Origin of the sequence: Pseudomonas sp. SR18 (genome assembly GCF_023701505.1) — a bacterium.
Lineage (GTDB): Bacteria > Pseudomonadota > Gammaproteobacteria > Pseudomonadales > Pseudomonadaceae > Aquipseudomonas > Aquipseudomonas cyclaminis.
The window spans coordinates 163,477-186,668 of record NZ_JAMQAU010000008.1 but is presented as its reverse complement, the minus strand read 5'-3'; the positions used below and the strand labels follow the sequence as shown (position 1 = coordinate 186,668).

Here is a 23,192-nt window from a genome sequence, read left to right as displayed (position 1 = left end):
AATGTGGGAGGGGGCTTGCCCCCGACAAGGCCTTCAGCAACACCACACAATCAAAGCGCCCGCGCAATAATCTCCTTCATGATCTCGTTGGTCCCCGCATAAATCCGCTGCACTCGCGCATCCGCCCAGGCCCGCGCGATCGGGTATTCCCACATGAAGCCGTAACCGCCGTGCAACTGCACACACTCGTCAAGCACCTTGCATTGCAGGTCGGTGGCCCAGTACTTGGCCATCGCCGCCGTAGGCACATCCAGCTTGCCCTCCAGGTGCAGCGCCATGCACTTGTCGACGAACACGCGGCCGATCTGAATCTCTGTCGCCATCTCTGCCAACTTGAACCGGGTGTTCTGGAAATCGGCAATCGCCTTGCCGAACGCCTTGCGCTCGCGGGTGTAGGCCAGCGTCCACTGCAACGCCGCTTCGGCTGAGGTGATCGCGCCGATGGCCACGGTCAATCGCTCTTGGGGCAGTTCCTGCATCAAGTAGGCAAAGCCCATGCCCGCCTGACCCAACAGGTTTTCCTTGGGCACCCGCACGTCCTGGAAGAACAGCTCCGAGGTGTCCTGGGCCTTCATGCCCACCTTTTCCAGGCGCTTGCCCTTGGCGAAGCCCGGCGTATCGGCCTGCACCAGAAACAGGCTGGTGCCCTTCGCGCCAGCCTTGGGATCGGTCTTGGCCACGACGATCACCAGTTCGGCCAGATAGCCGTTGGTGATGAAGGTCTTGGAGCCGTTGATTACATACTCATCGCCGTCCAGCACGGCCGTGGTCTTGACCCCTTGCAGGTCGGACCCGGCGCCCGGCTCGGTCATCGCAATGGCGGTGACCATCTCGCCGGAGATCAATTTGGGCAAGTATTTGTGCTTCAGCGCCTCGCTGCCGTAATGCAGGATGTAGGGCGCGACGATGTCCGAATGCAGGGAGAAACCAATCCCGGTCAGGCCCAGCCGACTGATCTCCTCGATCACTACCGCGCTGTAGAGAAAGTCCGCCCCCAAGCCGCCATATTCTTCCGGCAGATGGGAACACAACATGCCCGCCTCCCCCGCCTTGCTCCACAGACTGCGGTCGACATACCCCTGTTTTTCCCATTGCCCATGGAACGGCGCGGCGTCTTTTTCAAGGAAAGTGCGCACGCTGTCGCGAAAGAGTTCGTGTTCGGGGCTGAACAAAGTTCTGGGAATCATGGGTCACCTGCGGGGATTGTCGGACAAAGACCAGCCAACAGAGCCTATGCCGCGAAGACGTCACAGGACACTGGACACATGCGACAAAAAATAAGACGATCCAGCCGTCTGGTGACCACTTTCCCCTATAAGAATAAATGAAATTATGTCTAACCAAATCTCCACGCCCCTGCGGCGCGTCAGCATTTTGGCCATTGATCGGGTATTCGCTTCAACCCTCATGCAAGCCAAGGATTTCTTCCACCTCGCAAGCCTGCGTTACGGCAAACAGCAAGGCCTGGGCCTGACGCCGGCGTTCGAAACGCGCCTGGTCAGCCCCGACGGGCAATCGGTGCGCAGCTTCAGCGATGTGATCATGCCGGTAGACGGCGGCCTCGAAGACGCCGACATCATCGTGCTGCCGGCCTTCTGGGATGACTTCGACGCCCTCTGCACCCGCTACCCCCAAGTACTGCCGTGGCTGCGCGAACAACACGCACGCGGCGCCGTGCTCTGCGGCGAAGCCACCGGGGTGTTCTGGCTGGCCGAAGCCGGGCTGCTCGATGGCAAGGAGGCGACTACCTACTGGCGGTTCTTCAATGCCTTCAGCGAACGCTTTCCCAAAGTGCAGCTCAATCAGGACAAGCACCTCACCGACGCCGACAACCTGTATTGCGCCGGCGGCACTACCTCAGCGTGCGACCTTTACATCTACCTGATCGAACGCTTCTGCGGCGCCAACATCGCCCAGGCGGTGGCCCGCGACATTCTCTATGAAGTGCAGCGCAACTATTCGCCGGGACGCATTGGTTTTGGCGGGCAGAAGCTGCACCAGGACGTGATCATCCTGCAGATCCAGCACTGGCTCGAAGAGCACTTTGCCGACAAGTTCCGCTTCGAAGACGTCGCCCGCGAACATGGCATGAGCATCCGCAACTTCATGCGGCGCTTCCAGACGGCGACGGGTGACAAACCGCTGCATTACCTGCAGCGCCTGCGTATCGAGACGGCCAAGGGCCTGCTCTCGGGCAGCCGCAAGAGCATCAAGACCATCAGTTATGAGGTGGGTTACGACGATGCGAGTTTCTTTGCGCGGTTGTTCAGGCAGCACACGGAGTTGTCGCCGAACCAGTATCGCCAGCAGTTCCAGCAGGCCGCGTAAGCAAATGTGGGAGGGGGCTTGCCCCCGATGGCAGTGTGTCAGCCAGTACATCTATCACTGACACACCGCTATCGGGGGCAAGCCCCCTCCCACATTGGATCTCCAGTGCTCTGGAAATCGCTTAGGGTTTGTGTCCGCGCGACAGGAACTCGTGGGACTGCATTTCCAGCAAGCGGCTCAACGTGCGCTGGAACTCAAAGTTCAAACGGCCACCGGTATACAGGTCCTTGAGCTCGACTTCCGCCGAGATGATCAGCTTGACGTTACGGTCGTAGAATTCGTCGACCATATTGATAAAACGTCGCGCGATGTCGTCGGTGGTGACGCTCATCTGCTCCACGCCGCTCAGGATCACCGCGTGAAAGATCTTGCCCAGTTCGATGTAGTCGTTCTGGCTGCGCGGGCCGTCGCACAGTTGGCGGAATTCAAACCACGCCACGTCATCGCAGGTACGCAGCGCGATGATTTCGCGGTTCTCGATCATCAACTTGTCGTTTTCCACCGCCTGGGTGCATTCCGGCGTCAGCGCGCGGAAGCTCTTGCGCAGGCTTTCGTGGGCGGCTTCGTTCAGCGGAAAGTGAAACAGCTCCGCTTGCTCCAGGTGACGCAGGCGGTAGTCGACGCCGCTGTCGACGTTGACGATTTCAGTGTTCTGCTTGATCAAGGCGATGGCCGGCAGGAAGCGCGCACGCTGCAAGCCGTCCTTGTACAGGCCGTCCGGCACGATGTTCGAGGTGGCGACCAGGGTCACGCCGTTCTTGAACAGCTCTTCCATCAGGGTGCCGAGGATCATGGCGTCGGTGATGTCGGAGACGAAGAATTCATCGAAGCAGATGACCCGCGCTTCATCGGAGAAACGCTTGGCGATGATGGTCAGCGGGTTTTTCTCACCCGGCAGGGTCTTCATCTCTTCGTGCACACGCTTCATGAAGCGGTGGAAGTGCGTGCGGACCTTTTCCTTGAACGGCAGCGCTTCGAAGAAGGTGTCGACCAGGTAGGTCTTGCCACGGCCCACGCCGCCCCAGAAGTACAAGCCTTTGACCGGCGTGCGGTCTTTCTTGCCAAACAGCTTGCCGAGCATCCCTGGCTTGCTTTGCGAGGCCGCGACCAGGTCGTCGTACAGGCGCTGCAAATGACGCACCGCCGTTTCCTGGGCCGCGTCATGGAAGAATTCAGGGCGTTTCAGATCAGCTTGATATCGTTCTAGGGGCGTCATAATTTCGTTAGCAAGGCAACAAAAACGGGCCGTCACTGTAACGACGGCCCCGGATAATGGCAATCAACCCTTGGTCGGGTTAATCCTCGATGGGGGTCAACGCAATGCGTAATGCCTGCACGGCCGCATCGCGGGTCGCGCTGTCGGCGAACTGAGCGCTGTCGGCCACGGCCGCACCGTCCAGCCAGACGCTGAAGCCCAGGGCCTCGGGGCGCACGTCCAGCATCACACCACTTTGCAATTGCTTGGTTACCGCGCCAGCGGCTTTGCCGTCGGCAAAGTTGCGCGACAGCAGCAGTTGCTCCCCATCGGCAGCCAACAGGCGGAAGCGGAAGCTGCCGTCGTCTTCGCGAAAGCTCACAAAGCGCGCAGCTTTTGCGGCTTTCTTCTTGGTGCTGACCGGCGCCGCAGCCTGCTCGACGAACGAACGCAAGCCCACCGCTTCACGCAACTCGGCGAGGAACGGCGCCGCTACGGCACGGGCCTTCTTGGCGCCGACCAGCAGCAGGTCTTCCATGTCCGACGGGCGCGACATCAGTTGATGGTAGCGCTCGCGGGCTTCGCCCAGTTGGCCGTCCAACAGTTGGAACAGACGGCTCTTGGCCTCGCCCCAGCCCAGGCCTTGCAGCAGTTCGCCGCGGAATTCTTCTTCCTGGGCCTTGGTCGCGAATGCCTGGTACAAGGTGAACAGGTGCGAGTTGTCCGGGTCCTTGGCTTCGCCCGGCGCGCGCGAGTCGGTGACGATCCGCGAGATGGCGTCTTTCATGTCCTTGGCGCTGGTGAACAACGGGATGGTGTTGTCGTAGCTCTTGGACATCTTGCGGCCGTCCAGGCCAGGCAAGGTGGCGACGCTTTCTTCGATCAACGCCTCGGGCATGGTGAAGAATTCTTTGCCATTGCCGAACAGGTGGTTGAAACGCTGGCCGATGTCGCGGGCCATTTCCACGTGCTGGATCTGGTCACGGCCGACCGGCACTTTGTGGGCGTTGAACATCAGGATGTCCGCCGCCATCAGCACCGGGTAGCTGTACAGGCCCATGGTGATGCCCGCATCCGGGTCCTCGCCGGTTTCCACGTTCTTGTCCACCGAGGCTTTGTAGGCGTGGGCGCGGTTGAGCAGGCCCTTGGCGGCTACGCAGGTCAGCAGCCAGGTCAGCTCGGGGATTTCCGGGATGTCGGACTGGCGATAGAAGGTCACCCGGTTTACATCCAGGCCGCCGGCCAGCCAGGTCGCGGCGATTTCCATACGCGAGCGCTGGATGCGCTGCGGGTCATCGCATTTGATCAGGGCGTGGTAGTCGGCCAGGAAGTAGAAGGAATCGGCATTGGCGTCCTGGCTGGCAAGGATCGCCGGGCGGATCGCACCGGCGTAGTTGCCCAGGTGCGGCGTGCCGGTGGTGGTGATGCCGGTGAGGATACGGGTACGCGTCGTCATGGGTAATCGCTTATCAGACTGCTATCAATTCGAGAGGCGCGGCAGCACCAGATCCTTGAGATCGGTGAGCTTGCCATGAAAAAAGTGTCCGCATTCTGCCACTTTCAGAAGCGTATGGGGGCGATTCAGGGCGGCGGACCAGTCGTAGACGGTCTGTGGGTCGACCACTTCGTCGGTTTCCGGCTGGATCACGGTCAACGGGCAGCCTTGGGGCAGCACATCGGTCTCGCGCAGGCGCATCACGGCAGCGGCGACCATGAACAGATGGGCGAGTTTTTCGCCCTTGGCTTCCAGGCGACCACCGAGGCTGGCGGCCACATAACCACCGAAGGAAAAACCGAGCAACGTCATCGGCAGGTCGGGGTGTTTTTCCCGCAGCCAGGTGGCGGCCGCTTCGGCATCGTCGACTTCGCCGGTGCTCATGTCGTGGGTACCGGCACTCGCGCCGACACCACGGTAATTGAAACGCAACGTAATCAAACCAGCATCGCGGGCGGTGCGTTGCAGGGTCGAAACGACTTTATTGAGCATGGTCCCGCCCTGCACCGGGTTAGGGTGGCAGATCAGCGCCAGGCCACGTGGCTCGGGGTGATCCAGGTACAGGGCTTCCAATTGGCCTACCGGGCCATCGATCAAAACGGGGGTTTCACGCATGAGCAAGGAATGAACTCCGTGACCTCTCAAAGGGTCGACTCGTCTAGCTAAAAGTCTGTGCATGGCATCATTGCGAGCTTAATCGCGGTATACAGCGCAGGTTTGAGCCGTTAACGTAAAGCAAAGCCGTTTATAGAGGAAGGACTCGTGGAACACTCGCTCTTAGTTTGGTTGTTGCCGACTCTTGCCCTGGTTGCCGGTGTCGCCATTGGTTTCCTGGTTGCTCGCTTGCTGCCGAATGCCGCGCCTAACCGCACGCAGCGTCAGTTGGATGACATTCAGGAACGTTTTGACAGTTATCAGAACGAGGTTGTTACCCACTTCAACAGCACCGCCAACCTGGTCAAGAAGCTCACTCAGAGCTATCAGGAAGTACAGGATCACCTCGCCGATGGCGCTAACCGCCTGGCCCTCGACGACATCACCCGTCAGCGTCTGCTGGCCGCGTTGCATTCCGATGCACCGCAAACTCCACGGGAACGCCTGACCCCTCCCCGGGAAAACCAGGAGCCACCACGGGACTACGCGCCAAAAACGCCGAACGCCCCAGGCATGTTGGATGAGCATTACGGCTTGAAGAAGTAAGTCTATTCAAGCAATACAAAAAGCCCGGCTGATCAATGATCAGCCGGGCTTTTTTGTGGGAACTCACTCTCCAGATCACATTGACCGAGTCAGGTCTCAAGCCAGGGGTTGTTCCTGAAGCAGCCCACCCTCGATCCGCACATGCCGCCCGTGGAAACGCTTGAGGCTGCTGCGATGCCCCACGCTGACGATGCTCAGCCCCCGCAACTGATCGATCAACGCCTGGTACAACGTCGCCTCATCCTCTTCATCCATGGCCGACGTGGCTTCGTCCATGTACAGCCACTGCGGCGCGAACAGCAACGCGCGGGCGAAGGCCAGGCGCTGCTGTTCGCCCGGTGAGAGCATGCGCTGCCAATGGTTGGCTTCGTCCAGGCGCGAGATGAGGTGCGGCAGGCGGCAGGTCTCCAGGACCTGTGCATAACGTTCTGCCGGATAGGCGCCATCCGCCTGTGGATAACTCAACACCGCCTTCAACGTGCCAATCGGCAGATACGGCTTTTGCGGCAGGAACAGATAACGCTCGGCCGGCAATCGAATATTGCCGTGGCCGTTGGGCCACAGGTTGCCCATCGCCCGCAGCAGGGTTGACTTACCGCTGCCGGAGCGACCACTGAGCATCAAGCGCTCGCCCTCGGCCACCGTCAGGTTGGCGCCTTGCAGTAAATGGCGACCGTCCGCCAGATCCAGGTTCAGATTGCTCACCTGCAAATCCCCGCCCTGCTGCTGCAACGCGATGCCCATGGCGCGGGTTTCGTTTTCTTCCATGGCCTGGCCGAAGCTCAGCAGGCGATCACAAGTGGCACGCCAACTGGCGAGCACGGTGTAGGCGTCGACAAACCAGCTCAGGCTGCCCTGCACACTGCCAAACGCCTGGGCCACCTGCATCAGCACGCCCAGTTCGATCTTGCCGGCAAAGTAACGCGGTGCCGCGACCACAAAGGGAAAGATAATCGCGATCTGGGAATAACCGCTGGTGAAAAAACTCAGGCGCTTCTTGACCTGCATGATGCTCCAGAAGTTGCTCCACACCCGCCCGAACCGCGCACTCAATTGCTGGTGTTCATTGGGTTCGCCATTGAACAGCGCGATGCTTTCGGCATTCTCCCGCACCCGCACAAGGCTGAAACGCAAGTCGGCTTCGAAGCGTTGCTGGCGGTTGCTCAGCCCGATCAACTTTCGACCGATCAAGTGCGTCAACCAACTGCCGACCACCGCATACACCAGCGCGGCCCAGAACATGTAGCCCGGAATCGTGATGCCCCACACCTCGATGCTGCCGGACACACCCCACAGAATCACCGAGAACGACACCAGGGTCACCAGGTTACTGATAAAACCCAACCCCAGAGTCAGCGTACCGTTGGTAAACGCGTTGAGGTCTTCGGAGATCCGCTGGTCAGGGTTATCGGTATAGCCGCCGTATTCCAGGTGGTAGTAGTTCTTGTGGCCCAGCCACCGGGCGAAATAGGTTTCCGTCAACCAGCGACGCCAGCGGATGGTGAGCATTTGCTGCAGATAAGAGGTGAACACACCGGTCACAATCGCCACCACGGCGATCACGCTGAAGTACATCAGCAGGTGGGTGAAGGCGTCGTAGTCTTTGTGTTCGAGGGCGTTGTAGAAGTCGCGGTTCCAGCTGTTGAACCACACAGAGACGGCCACGCTGAACAGCGACAGGCCCAACACGACCAACAACAGCAGCCAGGCCTGGCCCTTCTCTTCACTGCGCCAGTAAGGGGTGATCAGCCGCCACACCCTGGGTAGGAATTGCCCGCGCACAGCATCGTTGACCGCAGAGTACTCAGCGTTCTGATTCATGGTTCAGGCTCGGTAGGAAAGAGGAGACAGGTGTTTGAACCGATCATAGTTGATCGGTTCAGGGCTCCGTGCGGCCTGAAGCGGGTTGTTCAGCCTAGGTTCAGCGTCGTACCGGACGCTTCTGCAATTTGCGCTGCAGGGTGCGGCGGTGCATGCCCAACGCACGGGCAGTGGCGGAGATATTGCCTTCGTGTTCGGTCAGCACACGCTGGATGTGCTCCCACTGCAAACGGTCCACCGACATCGGGTTTTCCGGAACCAGGGTGTCGAGGTCGGCGTGTTCGGAGAGCAGCGCCGCCAGCACATCATCCGCGTCCGCCGGCTTGCACAGGTAGTTGCAGGCGCCGCGCTTGATGGCCTCAACGGCGGTGGCGATGCTGGAGTAACCGGTGAGGATCACCACGCGCATTTCCGGGTCGAGTTCCAGCAGCTTGGGCAGCAGCACCAGGCCGGAGTCGCCGTCCATTTTCAGGTCGAGCGCGGCGTAGTCCGGCAGGTCGGCCTGGGCGATGGTGAGGCCTTCTTCGGCGGAGCCTGCGGTGCTCACGCGGAATCCACGACGGCTCATGGCGCGCGCCATCACGCGGGTAAAGGTGGCGTCGTCATCTACCAGCAACAGGTGCGGCAGTTCTTCGCCTTCGACTTGGATCTCGTCACTCATCGATATCTCCTCGTGCGACACGGGGCAGGCGCAGCTCGGTGAGCGTGCCACCTTCCTCATGACTATAGAGTTTCACTGAGCCGCCCGCGCGGGTCACGCTGGCCTTGCTCAAAAACAGGCCGAGGCCGAAGCCTTTGCCCTTGGTGGTAAAAAAGGGTTTGCCGATTTGCTCGGCAATGGCCAGCGGCACGCCGGCGCCGTGGTCACGAATGCTGATGGTCACGTTTTCCGCGTCCCAGTCCAACTGCACGCCCAGGCCTTCCGGGCAGGCGTCGGCGGCGTTGTTGAGCAGGTTGAGCAGCGCCTGGGTCAGGTCCGGCGGCGGCGCCATGCGCGGCACGGTGCCCTGCCCCAGCAGGTGGAATCGGTAGCTGGCTTCAGGCCGCATCAGGTGCCAGCGGTTGAGCGCTTCGTCGAGCCACCGGGTCACGTCCTGCATGTCGACCGCCAGGCGGCGATTGGCTTCGGCGGCGCGCACCAACTGCTGCAAGGTCTGCTTGCACTGCTTGACCTGCTCGCGCAGCACGCCGAGGTCTTCTTGCAGCGCCGGATCGTGATGATCCTGGACCATTTCGTTGAGCAGCACGCTCATGGTCGCCAGCGGTGTGCCCAGCTCATGGGCGGCCCCCGCGGCCTGGGTGGCGACGGCCAGCAATTGCTGGTCGCGCAGGCCCTCTTCACGGCGTATGGCGCGCAGTTCTTCCTGGCGGCGCAGCTCTTCGGCCATGCGTGCGGCGAAAAAAGTAATGACGGCGGCCGACAGCGCAAAACTCAGCCACATCCCGTAGATCTGCAGGTTTTCCCGGGCGATGGGGAACGTTTGCAACGGGTAGAACCGCGCCAGCAGCAGGGTGTAGAGGGTCAGGGCGATACCCGAGAGCACTACCGAATAGCGCCACGGCAAGGTCACCGCCGCGATAGTCAACGGCACCAGGTAATAAGACACAAAGGGGTTGGTGGAACCGCCGGAGAAGTACAGCAACACACTGTGGATAAACAGGTCGCAGGCCAGTTGCAGCGCATATTCGAGTTCGGTCACCGGCCACGTGGTACGCAAGCGAATAGCCGTGAACACGCACAGCACGGTGGAGAAGCCCAGGGTCACGCCCAGTTGCAGCCACGGCAGCGGCAGCAGGTCGAACCAATAGGCAAGCCCGACCGAACCGGCCTGTGCGGCCAGTACCAGAGTACGGATGAACGTCAGGCGCCAGAGGTTCTGGCGGGTGGCGGAAGTCAGTTTTACGGCGGCGAGCATGAGCTCTCCCGATGAGCGCTGCAGGCGGATCGGCAGGAGTATAAACGAAGCCGACCTGCTGGCACGGCGCGTGTGGCTCTTTGCCGCAGGCCGGCAAACGACCGTTCGTCGGCGCCACGAACATTTGTAGGTGATGTGTAAACCCGAAGAACCCGATGCGTGCGTCTACAGTCATACCGATACGAACACCCCTAAGGAGCTTCCATGTCTCGTTTCACTCACAGTGCAGTCGTTTTCACCCTCAGCGCCGCGACCTTGGCCAGCCTTCCAGCCATGGCCGCCGACGCACTGAACTACAATCAGATTTCCTTGCGCGCCGAGGTCAGCCAGGAGGTGGCCCGCGACAAGATGATCGTCACCCTCTACACCGAATCCCAGAATGCCGACCCGGCCAAGCTCGCCGCCGAAATCACCACCACGATGAACAAGGCCCTGGGCCAGGCCCGTGAAGTGAAGGCCGTGACCCTGCGCCAGGGCAGTCGCAACAGCTACCCGATCTACGACAACAAGAACCAGAAAATCACCGGCTGGCGTGAACGCGCCGAACTGCGCCTGGAAAGCGCGGACTTCCCGGCCCTGTCCAAACTCACCGGCGAGTTGCTGAACACGCTGAAGATGGAAAATATGGACTTCGCCATCGCCGACACCACGCGCAAGACCAGCGAAGATGCCCTGCTCAAGGACGCGGTTGCCGCCTTTAAAGCCCGTGCACAACTGGCCACCGATGCGCTGGGCGGCAAGGGCTACAAGATCGTCAATCTGAATTTCAACACCAATGGTTATCCACAGCCCTACGCCCGTGGCGGGATGATGATGAAGGCCGCCATGATGGATTCCGCGCCGACGCCTGAAGTGGAAGCCGGCACCAGCCAGGTCAGCATGAGCGCCGACGGGGTGATCGAAGTCTTGCAATAACCTCCTTACCCCAAAAAAAGCGCAGTCCTTGCAGGATTGCGCTTTTTTTTCGGCAATTCGCTACCCAATCACGTTATATCCAGCAGCATATCCGTTGGAATCAACCACTCGGTTTTCGATACACAAATAGTGCCGCAGCCAACAGGGAGTGCTGACTCGGCATCTATTTAGATAACGAGAACTGAAACCATGCCCCTATCAGCCAGTAACGCCAACGTTGTCGCACAGCTCCATCTCCCCCGTTTATCGACCGAGCCGCCATCACGGGCCGCCCCCCCTATTGTCCAGGCGCCAATAGCCGAACCCAGCCTGACGGCCTCACCTCACGAAGCAGCCCTCCTTGAGGCTTACATCGGCGCAGTGCAAAGCAAAGTTTTGGGCAAAACACCAGAGCTTATAAAAGTCCCACCCTTGAGCGTTATGGGCCAGTGGCTGGGGGTGTATCGCGCGCAAGTGGAGCACCCAGTCGTTCAAGGCTGGATGCAGGAACAGAAGATCGACCAGAGCGCCTTGCTCACCGTCAACCCCCGCAAAGGCACCCTGACCACCACCGTAGAAGGCCAACTGAAAACGTTCTCCCTCACCGATAACTCAGGCTGGGGAAACGTCAGCGGCCCGTTGCTGGAGGCCGCCAAAGTGATTGCGCCGGGCACTGTTGAACGGTTGCAGATGCGATTTGGCGACGATTACATACAAGTCACCGCGGGGGTGGTCGCCAACTTCCAGGGCACGCCCCTGCCGTCGTCATTGCGCCAGGCCAGGGCGCAAATCAGACAGTTGGAAGAGCAAAAAGGCTTTAACCCCATCGCGCCGGATGATCGCGTGCGCCCGGCGCAGAGCCGCTCGGCACACGCCCTCGAAACGCTCAAACTCAACGCCCAGACGTATTACACCCAAGCGCCTCAAGCATTGGCCTACAAGCACCTGGCGACAGAGGTTGCCGGCGCCCTGCCAAACGTGCGCGCCCATGCAAAAATCTGGGCGGAGTCCGTCATCTTCAAATTAACCGGCGAACATGTGGATGCCGATACCCTGTACTTGAACCGTTTCAATGGCGCGCAAAGCGCTTCGACCGTCACAGGCTGGGAGCACCTGAACGAGGAGCCGACCTCCTCACTCCGCCTGCCGGACGCATTGTTGAAGAACTTTTCTGAAAACGATTGGACCCCAGGCAACCTCGACTCTGAGGCAGGCATCTACACCGACGGCCCCGGGAAGAGCCAAGCAGGGGGTTATGGCGCGCACAACCAATACCGTGTGGCGCCCTCCGACCTCATGCATGCCAGTTGGCAAACTGACTTCCAAACATTGATGACACAAAAAATCGACGAATTCTGGAACACCCGCAGTTCGGACTACCAGACATCAATCAAAGGCGAGTTCGCCTATCAGGCCCGAAAACAACTGAAGACGGCTCAAGCCCGGCCACCTGCCGAGCAGGCACTGCAAGCTCCCGAGCATCGCTTCAGCCGTGAAGACTACCGCTTGGTCATGGGCGCGATGTCCAACGTTCCACTCGACGAAAATGCACCACTCACTATCGAACAGCTCAGGGCCGAAGCCCCGGTAAAGGGTGTCGTGCAGGCGCACGCGTTCAATATCAAGGGTTTCTTGTCTAACGACATCGTGCGATTCAGTGCTGACGATGGCGGCAGGCAAGTCCTCTACATCCCAGGCGCCGAGCCGGCGTTTCTGCGATTTGACTCCCTTGAGAAGCTGGATCAATGGGTGATCGATCAAGCCAAGGCCCCCAAAAAGCGCGCGGCCCTGCTCGCTCATTTCCCATTGATCAGCCGCCAGGACCATGAGGCAGGCACCATTGAGCGCTTGGCAAAAGTGTTCATGCCCATCTTGGGGCTGGCCAATGTCGGCACCAAAACAGAAGGTCTGGACACAACGCTCGAAAAACTCGCCACTGGAAAGCTGAAAGACCCGACGTTCGATGGTGATGGATCGCATATCGAAGGCGATGTCTTCGCCAGCATGACCTCCGCGAGTAAAGCGCGAATGACCAGCGATGCCGACGTCATGATCAAGTCCAACAGCGAGGTGACGCGGGACATATGGCTTAACGACATTACCGTCGCAGCTGGCTTGCTGGCCAAGCTGGCCCCCATCGCTGCGCCCGTTGCGGCCGCCGCAGTCGTGGCGGGAGTGACCGAACTGGCGCTGGGTGCAGAAAAACAAGCCTCCGGCGATACGCTGGCTGAACGCAACGACGGTGCGTCCAAGGCGTTTGATGGGTTGTTGAACACCTTGTTCTCGGTCGGTGCCAGTGGCCCAGTCGAGGATCCGTTCGTTCCGCCAGAAGAAAAACCGTACACGCCCATCCCAGGCACGCGCCCTCGGGTTGAAGCGCCGCAAACCGTATCTATTCCCAACCGCTTGCAGCCAAGCCAGGCGGGCAGCATCCGCCAATACGCGGTGCCGGACGGCGAACGGCTGATTGAAAATGCTGTGCGTAACGCCAAGGGAATCTACCAGGCGAAAGATGCAGCAACCGGTGCTGATCGTTGGTTTGTCCCCTACACAGACACCTCCGGGATTCGCCAGATATATGAGATAAAAAGCGACTTCAAACTGAGCAATGATTATGTGCAGATCATTGATCCAGATACCGGCAAGCCGGTAATGACGGTGCACGCCACTGGAGATGGCGAGTGGGCCCGAGCCTCAGCCGATGGCGGGGCGCGCTGGCCCTGGAATCGCCCTCCATCTCCGACACCCAGCAACCATTCAGCGGGTTCATCCAGCTTTTCAGAGCGTTTTGTCGAAAGCGATGGATCGAAAATCGAGGGTGCAGAAAAGTTCGACGACTACCTGAACCTCAAGGAAAACACCGACTATCAATTCACTGACAGCGTTTATGAGGATGGCTCAAACATCAAGCGCAAGCTCATTGCTTCGTGGCAAGTCGATGATGGTGCGTTTAGCGTCACTGAGGGCGAACGCGCCCAGCCCACAACATTCTCAGACAGCCAGTACTCTTCCAGCTTTGCACCCGACCTGAATCGTGAACGCTACAGCGTGATCACAAAACAACCGAATGGCGAACTGCGTACTGACCTCGATTACCGAAGGGACACGTTTGAGGACACCGTAGGACAACGGATCGCAACACTGGAAAAAACGATTCCGAACCCGGAACTTCGAGCCCGCGTCTCCGAGGTAGCCCACCAGGGAAGTTCGTTTCCCGCTCTTGTCGAATTGATGCCTCCAGCCCTTAAAGAGGGATTCTCCGTGGCCGCAAGGGAGAAAGACTTCATCATCACTTATGACCCGGACGGCGGCGCTCATAGCGTCAAGGCTATTACCCGATGGCAACTCAGACAGGTCACCGATGATGGGCTGATCAACGCTAATGACCTGAATATTGTCAGCACCAGAACCTTCACGATACGTGAGAACAATGATCTGACCGGTGACGTGTTCACGATCGACCCCAAGGCACCCACCAAGATAGAGGTCTCGACACCTTCACTGATGTGAGCCCCTGAACCCGTAGATAAAGCGATTTAACCTATCTAGCGCGCCATAAACGGCGGTAACCTCGGGTTATCGCCGTTTGCATTCAGGCAGTCTTCTGCCTCGCCACTTCAGGGGTCTCCATGGAAAGAATCGCCTTCAAACCGCTCCTCCTTGCCGCCGGCCTGCTGGCCTTTATGCCGATGGCCCACGCGGCCAGCACCCTGGTTTACTGCTCCGAAGCCAGCCCCGCCGGCTTCGATCCCAGCCAGTACACCAGCGGCACTGATTTTGATGCGTCCGCCGAAACCGTGTTCAACCGCCTGACCCAGTTCAAGCGCGGCGGCACCGAAGTCGAGCCCGGCCTGGCGACGAGTTGGGAAGTTTCCAAAGAGGGCCTGACGTATACCTTCCACCTGCGCGAAGGCGTCAAGTTCCACACCACCGACTTCTTCACGCCAACCCGCGACTTCAATGCCGACGACGTGCTGTTCACCTTCAACCGCCTGCTGGATGCCGAGAGCCCGTTTCGCAAGGCCTACCCTTCCGAGTCGCCGTACTTCACAGACATGGGCCTGAACACCACGATCAAAAGCGTCGATAAACTCGACGAACACACCGTGCGGTTCAACCTGAACAACGTCGATGCGTCCTTCGTGCAAAACCTGGCCATGAGCTTCGCCTCGGTGCAGTCCGCCGAGTATGCCGCGCAGTTACTCAAGCAAGGCAGCGCCTCGGACATCAACCAGAAACCGGTGGGCACCGGGCCGTTTGTGTTCAAGCGCTACCAGAAAGACTCGCAGATTCGCTACGTGGCCAATAAACAGTATTGGAAACCCGAGGACGTGAAGCTCGACAACCTCGTGTTCGCCATCACCCCGGATGCCGCGTCGCGCCTGCAAAAGCTCAAGGCTGGCGAATGCCAGGTCAGCGGCTACCCGCGCCCCGCTGACATCGACGTGATGAAGCAAGACCCGAACCTGCGCGTGTTGCAACAAGCCGGTTTCAACCTGGGCTTTCTGGCCTACAACGTGACCCACCCGCCACTGGACCAGCTCAAGGTGCGCCAGGCCCTGGACATGGCCATCGACAAGCCGGCGATCATCAAAGCCGTGTATCAAAGCGCCGGACAATTGGCGCAGAACGCACTGCCACCGGCGCAGTGGTCTTATGACCCGACGATCAAGGATGCACCCTACGATCCCACCAAGGCGCGGGCGCTACTAAAAGAAGCAGGGGTTGCACCCGGTACCACCATCAACCTGTGGGCCATGACCGTACAACGTGCGTCCAACCCGAATGCGCGCATGTCGGCACAGATGATCCAGCAGGATTGGGAAAAAGTCGGCATCAAGGCCAATATCGTCAGTTATGAGTGGGGCGAGTACATCAAGCGCGCCAAAAACGGCGAGCACGACGCCATGATTTACGGCTGGACCGGCGACAACGGCGACCCGGATAACTGGCTCGGCGTGCTCTACAGTTGTGCTGCGGTCAAGGGCAGCAACTATGCGAAATGGTGTAACCCGGCCTACGACAAGCTGGTGCAACAGGCCAAGGTCAGCAGCGACCGCGAGCAGCGCATCAAGTGGTATCAACAGGCGCAAAAAATACTTAAGGAACAAGTACCTATAACGCCTATTGCGAACTCGACGGTTTTCCAACCCCTGCGCAAGGAAGTCAAAGACTTCAAGATCAGCCCGTTCGGCTTGACGCCCTTCTACGGCGTGAGTCTAGATAAGTAACAGCTGCGCCCCAACCGAGTGCGCCAGACGCCTCGGCTGGGCTTTTTTGGTGCGCCATCCGCACCGAAAAAACCCTCTAAATAGATACAAATATGTCGAAAGTTTCATAATTGCGACATTCCTGTACGTTCGTACCACTCTTTCCGGCCTGCAGTGGTTCAGCATCTTGCAATGGGTATGGCGCCTGCATAAGTATCCGCAGGCCGACTCACGAGGTCGCCCTCACCACCAAAAATGACAACAAATCATGAGGCCAACATGCTTAAACACGCAGTCCTTCCGTTATTAGTGAGCGCTGGCCTTATGGCCGCGGCCCCTTTCGCCCAAGCGGCGACTAACCTGGTGTTCTGCTCCGAAGGGAGCCCGGCCGGTTTCGATCCAGGCCAGTACACCACCGGAACAGACTTCGATGCTTCGGCCGAAACCATGTTCAACCGTCTGAGCCAGTTCGAACGTGGCGGCACCGCCGTGGTTCCTGGCCTCGCCACCAGCTGGGACGTATCCCCGGATGGCCTGACCTACACCTTCCACCTGCGCGAAGGCGTCAAGTTCCACACCACCCCGTACTTCAAGCCGACTCGTGAATTCTCGGCTGACGACGTGCTGTTCACCTTCAACCGGATGATCAATAAAGACGATCCTTTCCGTAAGGCCTACCCCACTGAGTTCCCGTACTTCACGGACATGGGGATGGACACCAACATCAAGAACATCGAGAAAGTCGATGCCCACACCGTCAAGTTCACCCTTGGCACCGTGGACGCCGCTTTCATCCAGAACCTGGCGATGAGCTTCGCGTCGATCCAGTCGGCCGAATATGCCGCCCAGTTGCTGAAAAACGGTACGCCCCAGGACATCAACCAGAAGCCGGTCGGCACTGGCCCGTTCGTGTTCAAGAGCTACCAGAAAGATTCGAACATTCGCTACACCGGCAACAAGGACTACTGGAAACCTGAAGACGTGAAGATCGACAACCTGATCTTCGCCATCACCACCGACCCGTCGGTGCGTATCCAGAAGCTCAAGAAAAATGAATGCCAGATCACCCTGTTCCCTCGTCCGGCCGACCTCAAGGCGCTGGGCGAAGACAAGGACCTGAAACTGCCGAACCAGGCCGGTTTCAACCTGGGTTATGTGGCCTACAACGTCATGGACAAGGTCAAGGGCAGCGACCAGCCCAACCCGCTGGCTGACCTGCGCGTGCGCCAGGCGCTGGACATGTCGGTGAACAAGCAGCAGATCATCGACTCCGTTTACCAGGGCGCCGGCCAACTGGCCGTCAACGCCATGCCGCCGACCCAATGGTCCTACGACACCACCATCAAGGACGCCGCCTACAACCCCGAGAAAGCCAAGGCGCTGCTCAAGGAAGCGGGCGTCAAGGAAGGCACCGAGATCGTGCTGTGGGCCATGCCGGTTCAGCGTCCGTACAACCCGAACGCCAAACTGATGGCTGAGATGCTGCAGAACGACTGGTCCAAGATCGGCCTGAAGGTCAAGATCACCAGCTACGAGTGGGGCGAGTACATCAAGCGTTCCAAAGGCGGCGAGAACCAGGCCATGATCATTGGCTGGAGCGGCGACAATGGTGACCCGGACAACTGGCTGAACGTGCTGTTCGGCTGCGATTCCCTGTCCGGCAACAACTTCTCCAAGTGGTGCGACAAGAAATTCGACGGCGTCGTGAAAGAAGCCAAGGCCACATCGGATGTCGCCAAACGCACCGAGCTGTACAAGCAGGCGCAACATATCCTCAAAGATGCAGTCCCGATGACACCTATCGCGCACTCGACGGTGTATCAACCCATGCGCAACACCGTGCAGGACTTCAAGATCAGCCCGTTTGGCTTGAACTCCTTCTACGGCGTGAGCGTCAGCGGCAAGTAAGGACCATTGACGGCGACGTTTCATAACGTCGCCGTTATTGCATCCGCCTGGCCCTTAGGAAAATGAGCACGTTCGCAGTCGATGCTTCCTACAGCAAAAAACCGCGACACCTGACTCCGTTGCCTACAGGGTCAATCCGATTTGGCGCATTTACTCTGAAGTCCGCGGCTCATAACGTCGTAGGACAGCAGAGGCTCCAACTCGGGAAAGGCACTTGCTGTGTGTGGGATCAGCGTTGTCCCCCAGGCCTTGCGCTTGGGTGATTGTTCGCTGATGACAACTACAAACAAGGATCGGGATCGTCATGCGCCATACCACCGTTCTATCCGCCATTTTTGGCACCAGCCTGCTGGCCATGGCCACCATGGGTCACGCCGCCGACAAGAAGAGCCTGGTGTTCTGCTCCGAAGGCAGCCCGGCAGGTTTTGACACCGCGCAATACACCACCGCCACCGACAACGACGCAGCCGAGCCGCTGTACAACCGACTTGTCGAGTTTGAAAAAGGCGCAACCAACGTAGTGCCTGGCTTGGCCACCAAGTGGGATATTTCCGAAGACGGCCTGACCTACACCTTCCACCTGCGTGAAGGGGTGAAATTCCACAGCAACAAGGAGTTCAAGCCGACACGCGACTTCAACGCCGACGACGTGCTGTTCACCTTCAACCGCATGCTGGACCCTGATCACCCGTTCCGTAAGGCCTACCCCACCGAGTTTCCGTACTTCAACGGGATGAGCCTGAACAAGAACATCGCCAAGGTCGAGAAAACCGACGAACACACCGTAGTGATGACCCTGAACACGGTCGACGCCGCGTTCGTGCAAAACATCGCCATGAGCTTCGCCGCGATCCTGTCGGCCGAATACGCCGAGCAGTTGCTCAAGAGCGGCAAGCCCAGCGACATCAACCAGAAGCCGATCGGCACCGGCCCGTTCGTGTTCCAGCGCTACCAGAAAGACTCGCAGATCCGTTACGTGGGCAACAAACAGTACTGGGACCCGAGCCGCGTTCAGCTCGATCAACTGATCTTCGCCATCAACACCGACGCCTCGGTGCGGGTGCAGAAGCTCAAGGCCGGCGAATGCCAGGTGACCCTGCATCCGCGTCCGGCTGACGTCGATGCGCTCAAGGCCGACCCGAATCTGCAACTGCTGACCAAGCCTGGCTTCAACCTCGGCTACATCGCCTACAACGTGCGCCACAAGCCCTTCGATCAGCTCGAAGTGCGTCAGGCGCTGGACATGGCGGTGAACAAGCAGAGCATCCTGAACGCCGTGTACCAGGGTGCGGGGCAACTGGCGGTCAACGCCATGCCGCCGACCCAATGGTCCTACGACGACACCATCAAGGACGCCGCCTACAACCCGGAAAAAGCCAAGGAACTGCTCAAGGCTGCCGGCGTCAAGGAAGGCACCGAGATCACCCTGTGGGCGATGCCGGTGCAACGGCCGTACAACCCCAACGCCAAGCTGATGGCTGAAATGCTGCAGAGCGATTGGGCCAAGATCGGCCTGAAAGTGAAGATCGTCAGCTACGAATGGGGCGAGTACATCAAGCGCACCAAGAACGGTGAGCACGATATCAGCCTGATCGGCTGGACCGGCGACAACGGTGACCCGGACAACTGGCTGGGCACTCTCTACAGCTGCGACGCCATCGGCGGGAACAACTACTCCATGTGGTGTGACCCGGCGTATGACAAGCTGATCAAGCAAGCCAAGGTCGTCACCGACCGCGAACAACGGACTGTTCTCTACAAACAGGCGCAGCAGTTGCTCAAGCAGCAAGTGCCGATCACGCCTGTCGCCCACTCGACGGTCAACCAGCCGTTAAGCACCAAAGTCGAAGGTTTCAAAGTGAGCCCCTTCGGCCGCAACGTGTTCTCGGGCGTCAGTATTACCCCATAAGAAAATAACCGGATTGCAGGAGAGCGAAGTCAGCTCTCCGGCAAACGTGCAGCCATTTATTGGGAAATTTCCTACGGCAAACGTTTGCAAGTGCCTGAACGAGTTACACACCAATAGTCGGTTCACCTAAAAAGACCGGCATAAAAAAGAGAACCAAAGGAGCTTCACCCATGAAACTGAGCAGCAAAGCGCTTCTGGCCCTGGCCATCAGCAGCATCACGGCTACCGCCTATGCTGAGCCCGTCAGCCAGGACTTCGTTCCGACCACACTGGCCGGCGCCAGCGCCCAAAGCGAGGCCAAAGGTTTTATCGAAGATTTCAGCCTGGGCGGCACCACGCGTAACTGGTACTCCCACGAAAGCAAATACCGTGGCGGCACCTTTTCCTACACAAAACACGGTAAAACTGAAACCGACCGTAACCGCACCAACTGGGTACAAGGCACAATCCTCAACGCCAGCTCGGGTTTCACCCAGGGCACCGTGGGCGTGAAGACCGAAGTGGCGCTGTACAACGCCCTCGTTTTGGATCGTAGCAAGCGTGACATCAAGGGCGGCTCCAACCGCACACTGGCCGACTCGGATGGCAACGCCGTAGACCAGTGGAGCAAACTCGGCCTGGCCAACATGCAGTTCCGCGTGTCCAACACCACCCTGACCGCCGGCCGCCAGAACTTCAGCAGCGGCATCGTCGACACCATCGGCAACCGTGCTTTGCCTTCCAGCTTCCAGGGTGTGAGCTTCAACAGCGAAGAGTTCAGCAACCTGTCGTTCCAGGGCGGTATCTTCGATCGCGTTTCGCCACGGACCGAGCAAAGCCTGACGAAATTCGTCTCCGAATACGGCAATGGCCAGAAAACCGACAAGGTCAAGACCCTGGGCTTCAACTACCAGCCGTTCAAGAGCCTGAAAACCAGCCTGTTCGCGGCTAACGTCGAAGACTTCTGGAACCAGTACTACTTCGGTGCCACCCACGAATTGGGTGACGCACAGACCCTGGCGCTGACCACCGGCCTGAACTACTACAAAACCACCGACACCGGCAGCAAGAAGATGGGCAACATCGACAACGATACCTACTCGTTGTCCCTGGGACTGACTCACCAGGCCCACACCCTGACCTTCGCGTATCAGGAAGTGAACGGTGACGAGTACTTCGACTACCTGCACGAAACCAACGGCATCTACCTGGCCAACTCCCTGACGTCCGACTTCAACAGCCCGAACGAGAAGTCCTTCCAGGTGGCCTATGCCATCAACATGGCCGAATACGGCGTGCCTGGCCTGAAGTTCAATGTCTACTCGGCACGCGGCTGGGGCATCGACGGTACTCACTACAACGGCACCGCCTATGGCGAAGCTGGCAAGTCACGCAGCGACTTGCGCTTGATGGATGGCGAGAAACACCAGGAATACGGTGTAGGCGCGGCTTACGCCGTGCAGAGCGGGCCACTCAAGGCTACCGCGATTCGTGCGACTTACGTCGAACACCGTGGCAGCGCTCAACAGGCTGACGGCAACATCAAAGAGTTCCGCCTGGTCACCACCATTCCATTCAACATTCTTTAACTAGCGCCAGGTAGACGGCGGGCTCAGGACGAGCCCGCCGTCTACGCTTGTCTGGTCCATCGATTGCAGAGGGCTCTGAATGAAAATGCTACCGCTACAAGCCGCCATGGCTGCCGCGCTGTTGAGCGTGGCTGTCGGCATTTCAGCCAAACCGCTGGTGGTCTGCACCGAAGCCAGCCCGGAGGGTTTTGACCCGGTCCTGTACACCACCGCCGTCACCGCCGATGCCGCCGCTGAAACCATGTTCAACCGTTTGGTGGACTTCAAGCCCGGCACCACCGAGATCGTGCCAGCGCTCGCCACTTCCTGGGAAATCAGTGACGACGGCCTGACCTATACATTCCACCTGCGCGACGACGTCAAGTTCCACACCACCGACTACTTCAAACCCACGCGCAACATGAATGCCGACGACGTGCTCTGGAGCTTCCAGCGCCAACTGGACCCAAAACACCCATGGCACAACAAGTCCAACGTGGGCTACCCGTACTTTGAAAGCATGGGTTTCAAGGAACTGCTCAAGAGCGTAGAGAAGACCGATGACCATACCGTGGTCTTCACCCTGACCCGCCCTGAGGCACCGTTCCTGGCCGATGTCGCGATGCCGTTTACCGCCATCCACTCCGCCGAGTACGCCGACAAGCTACTCGCCGCCGGCAAGACCGAAGAGCTCAACAGCAAGCCGATCGGCACCGGCCCGTTCATTTTTACGCGCTACCAGAAGGACGCTCAGGTGCGCTTCAAGGCCAACCCGGAGTACTTCCGCGGCAAGCCTCCGGCCGATCCGTTGATCCTGGCCATTGCAGTCGACAACAACGTGCGCCTGCAGAAGCTCAAGGCCAACGAATGCCAGATCGCGCTGTATCCCAAGCCCGATGACCTGCCCAGCATCAAGAAAGACCCGAACCTGAAGGTCGCCGAACTGGCGGCGATGACCACCGCCTACACCGCCCTGAACACCACCCACAAGTACATGAGCGACGCGCGGGTGCGCCATGCGATCAATATCGCGTTCGACAAGAAAGGCTACAACGAATCCCTGTATGGCAAAGGCAACGCCGTCGATGCCACCGGCCCGTATCCACCGACGCTGCTTGGCTTCAACGACAAGCTGAAAAACCCTGAGCGCGACTTGGAAAAAGCCCGCGCCCTGCTCAAGGAAGCCGGTGTACCGGAAGGCACCGAATTCACCCTGTTCACCCGTAACGGCGGCGGCCCGACCAACCCTAACCCAATGCTCGGCGCCCAGCGCATGCAGGCGGACCTGGCGCAAATCGGCCTGAAAGTGAACATCAAGGTCATGGAATGGGGCGAGATGCTCAAGCGCGCCAAAGCCGGCGAGCACGACATGGTATCTGCCGGCTGGGCCGGTGATAACGGCGACCCGGATAACTTCCTCACGCCGAACCTGAGTTGCGATGCAGCGAAAAACGGCGAAAACTACGCGCGCTGGTGTAACAAAGAGTTTCAGGACTTGATCGATAAGGCCCGCGCCGACGCTGAACCCCAGCAACGGGCCGCACTCTATCAACAAGCACTGGACGTTTTCGATCAGGACCAACCGTGGATTCCCATGGCTTACCCGAAAATGTTCACCGCCATGCGCAAGAACGTCGAGGGTTATACCCAAAGCCCTCTGACGAACAATAACTTCGCCACCACCCAGGTGAAGTAAATAAGAGAAACGCTCGGCACCGCCCACTGGGACGGTGCCGAACCTGCCTAACCGGCTGATTGAGGTACACAAC

Annotated in this window: 16 protein-coding genes; 9 read left to right on the top strand and 7 right to left on the bottom strand. The window is 59.2% G+C overall.

The window, feature by feature from the left end; genetic code table 11:
* Nucleotides 1-50: 50 nt before the first annotated feature.
* Nucleotides 51-1,187 carry an acyl-CoA dehydrogenase family protein gene (locus tag NDJ82_RS14345; RefSeq protein ID WP_112193457.1) on the bottom strand — a complete coding sequence of 379 codons (1,137 nt, stop codon included), beginning with the start codon at nucleotides 1,185-1,187 and terminating at the stop codon, nucleotides 51-53.
* Between the two features lie 220 nt (nucleotides 1,188-1,407).
* Here NDJ82_RS14345 and NDJ82_RS14340 point away from each other — a divergent pair, with 220 nt between their 5' ends.
* Entirely contained in the window at nucleotides 1,408-2,328 is a 921-nt protein-coding gene (locus NDJ82_RS14340) for a GlxA family transcriptional regulator (protein ID WP_177411598.1), read from the top strand.
* A 121-nt stretch (nucleotides 2,329-2,449) separates the two neighbouring features.
* On the opposite strand, the gene zapE is transcribed toward NDJ82_RS14340, so the two are convergent.
* From zapE to NDJ82_RS14325, 3 genes are all read right to left on the bottom strand, one after another.
* Nucleotides 2,450-3,544, bottom strand: coding sequence for a cell division protein ZapE (gene zapE, locus NDJ82_RS14335; RefSeq protein ID WP_099587085.1), 1,095 nt, complete (start codon nucleotides 3,542-3,544; stop codon nucleotides 2,450-2,452).
* A 79-nt stretch (nucleotides 3,545-3,623) separates the two neighbouring features.
* Nucleotides 3,624-4,979 (bottom strand): tryptophan--tRNA ligase, encoded by a 1,356-nt coding sequence (locus NDJ82_RS14330; RefSeq protein ID WP_099587084.1) that lies wholly within the window; start codon nucleotides 4,977-4,979, stop codon nucleotides 3,624-3,626.
* A 24-nt stretch (nucleotides 4,980-5,003) separates the two neighbouring features.
* Nucleotides 5,004-5,633 carry an alpha/beta hydrolase gene (locus NDJ82_RS14325; protein WP_112193453.1) on the bottom strand — a complete coding sequence of 210 codons (630 nt, stop codon included), beginning with the start codon at nucleotides 5,631-5,633 and terminating at the stop codon, nucleotides 5,004-5,006.
* Nucleotides 5,634-5,780: 147 nt separating this feature from the next.
* On the opposite strand from NDJ82_RS14325, the gene NDJ82_RS14320 reads away from it, so the two are divergent.
* On the top strand, nucleotides 5,781-6,218 hold the full coding sequence (locus NDJ82_RS14320; RefSeq protein ID WP_032886236.1) for a Z-ring associated ZapG family protein: 438 nt from the start codon (nucleotides 5,781-5,783) through the stop codon (nucleotides 6,216-6,218).
* A 96-nt stretch (nucleotides 6,219-6,314) separates the two neighbouring features.
* Here the strand turns inward: NDJ82_RS14320 and NDJ82_RS14315 are convergent, their stop codons facing one another.
* The 3 genes from NDJ82_RS14315 to NDJ82_RS14305 form a co-directional block, all read right to left on the bottom strand.
* Nucleotides 6,315-8,039 (bottom strand): ABC transporter ATP-binding protein/permease, encoded by a 1,725-nt coding sequence (locus NDJ82_RS14315; RefSeq protein ID WP_250925742.1) that lies wholly within the window; start codon nucleotides 8,037-8,039, stop codon nucleotides 6,315-6,317.
* A 100-nt stretch (nucleotides 8,040-8,139) separates the two neighbouring features.
* Nucleotides 8,140-8,700, bottom strand: a complete 561-nt coding sequence (locus NDJ82_RS14310) for a response regulator transcription factor (protein WP_003171731.1) — start codon at nucleotides 8,698-8,700, stop codon at nucleotides 8,140-8,142.
* Nucleotides 8,693-9,955 carry an ATP-binding protein gene (locus NDJ82_RS14305; protein ID WP_099587081.1) on the bottom strand — a complete coding sequence of 421 codons (1,263 nt, stop codon included), beginning with the start codon at nucleotides 9,953-9,955 and terminating at the stop codon, nucleotides 8,693-8,695. The genes NDJ82_RS14310 and NDJ82_RS14305 overlap by 8 nt, the downstream gene beginning before the upstream one ends.
* Before the next feature lie 204 nt (nucleotides 9,956-10,159).
* Between NDJ82_RS14305 and NDJ82_RS14300 the strand changes: the two genes are divergently transcribed.
* From NDJ82_RS14300 to NDJ82_RS14270, 7 genes are all read left to right on the top strand, one after another.
* Nucleotides 10,160-10,870, top strand: a complete 711-nt coding sequence (locus NDJ82_RS14300; RefSeq protein WP_099587080.1) for an SIMPL domain-containing protein — start codon at nucleotides 10,160-10,162, stop codon at nucleotides 10,868-10,870.
* Between the two features lie 189 nt (nucleotides 10,871-11,059).
* Entirely contained in the window at nucleotides 11,060-14,359 is a 3,300-nt protein-coding gene (locus NDJ82_RS14295; RefSeq protein WP_250925741.1) for a dermonecrotic toxin domain-containing protein, read from the top strand.
* Nucleotides 14,360-14,478: 119 nt separating this feature from the next.
* Nucleotides 14,479-16,080, top strand: coding sequence for an ABC transporter substrate-binding protein (locus NDJ82_RS14290; protein ID WP_191959532.1), 1,602 nt, complete (start codon nucleotides 14,479-14,481; stop codon nucleotides 16,078-16,080).
* 258 nt (nucleotides 16,081-16,338) lie between these two features.
* Nucleotides 16,339-17,967 (top strand): ABC transporter substrate-binding protein, encoded by a 1,629-nt coding sequence (locus NDJ82_RS14285; RefSeq protein WP_099587077.1) that lies wholly within the window; start codon nucleotides 16,339-16,341, stop codon nucleotides 17,965-17,967.
* A gap of 355 nt (nucleotides 17,968-18,322) precedes the next feature.
* Nucleotides 18,323-19,876: an ABC transporter substrate-binding protein gene (locus tag NDJ82_RS14280; RefSeq protein ID WP_371926558.1), complete on the top strand. Its 1,554-nt coding sequence runs from the start codon at nucleotides 18,323-18,325 to the stop codon at nucleotides 19,874-19,876.
* A gap of 170 nt (nucleotides 19,877-20,046) precedes the next feature.
* Nucleotides 20,047-21,444 carry an OprD family outer membrane porin gene (locus NDJ82_RS14275; protein ID WP_112193445.1) on the top strand — a complete coding sequence of 466 codons (1,398 nt, stop codon included), beginning with the start codon at nucleotides 20,047-20,049 and terminating at the stop codon, nucleotides 21,442-21,444.
* A 79-nt stretch (nucleotides 21,445-21,523) separates the two neighbouring features.
* Nucleotides 21,524-23,119, top strand: a complete 1,596-nt coding sequence (locus NDJ82_RS14270; RefSeq protein WP_250925740.1) for an ABC transporter substrate-binding protein — start codon at nucleotides 21,524-21,526, stop codon at nucleotides 23,117-23,119.
* Nucleotides 23,120-23,192 lie beyond the last annotated feature (73 nt).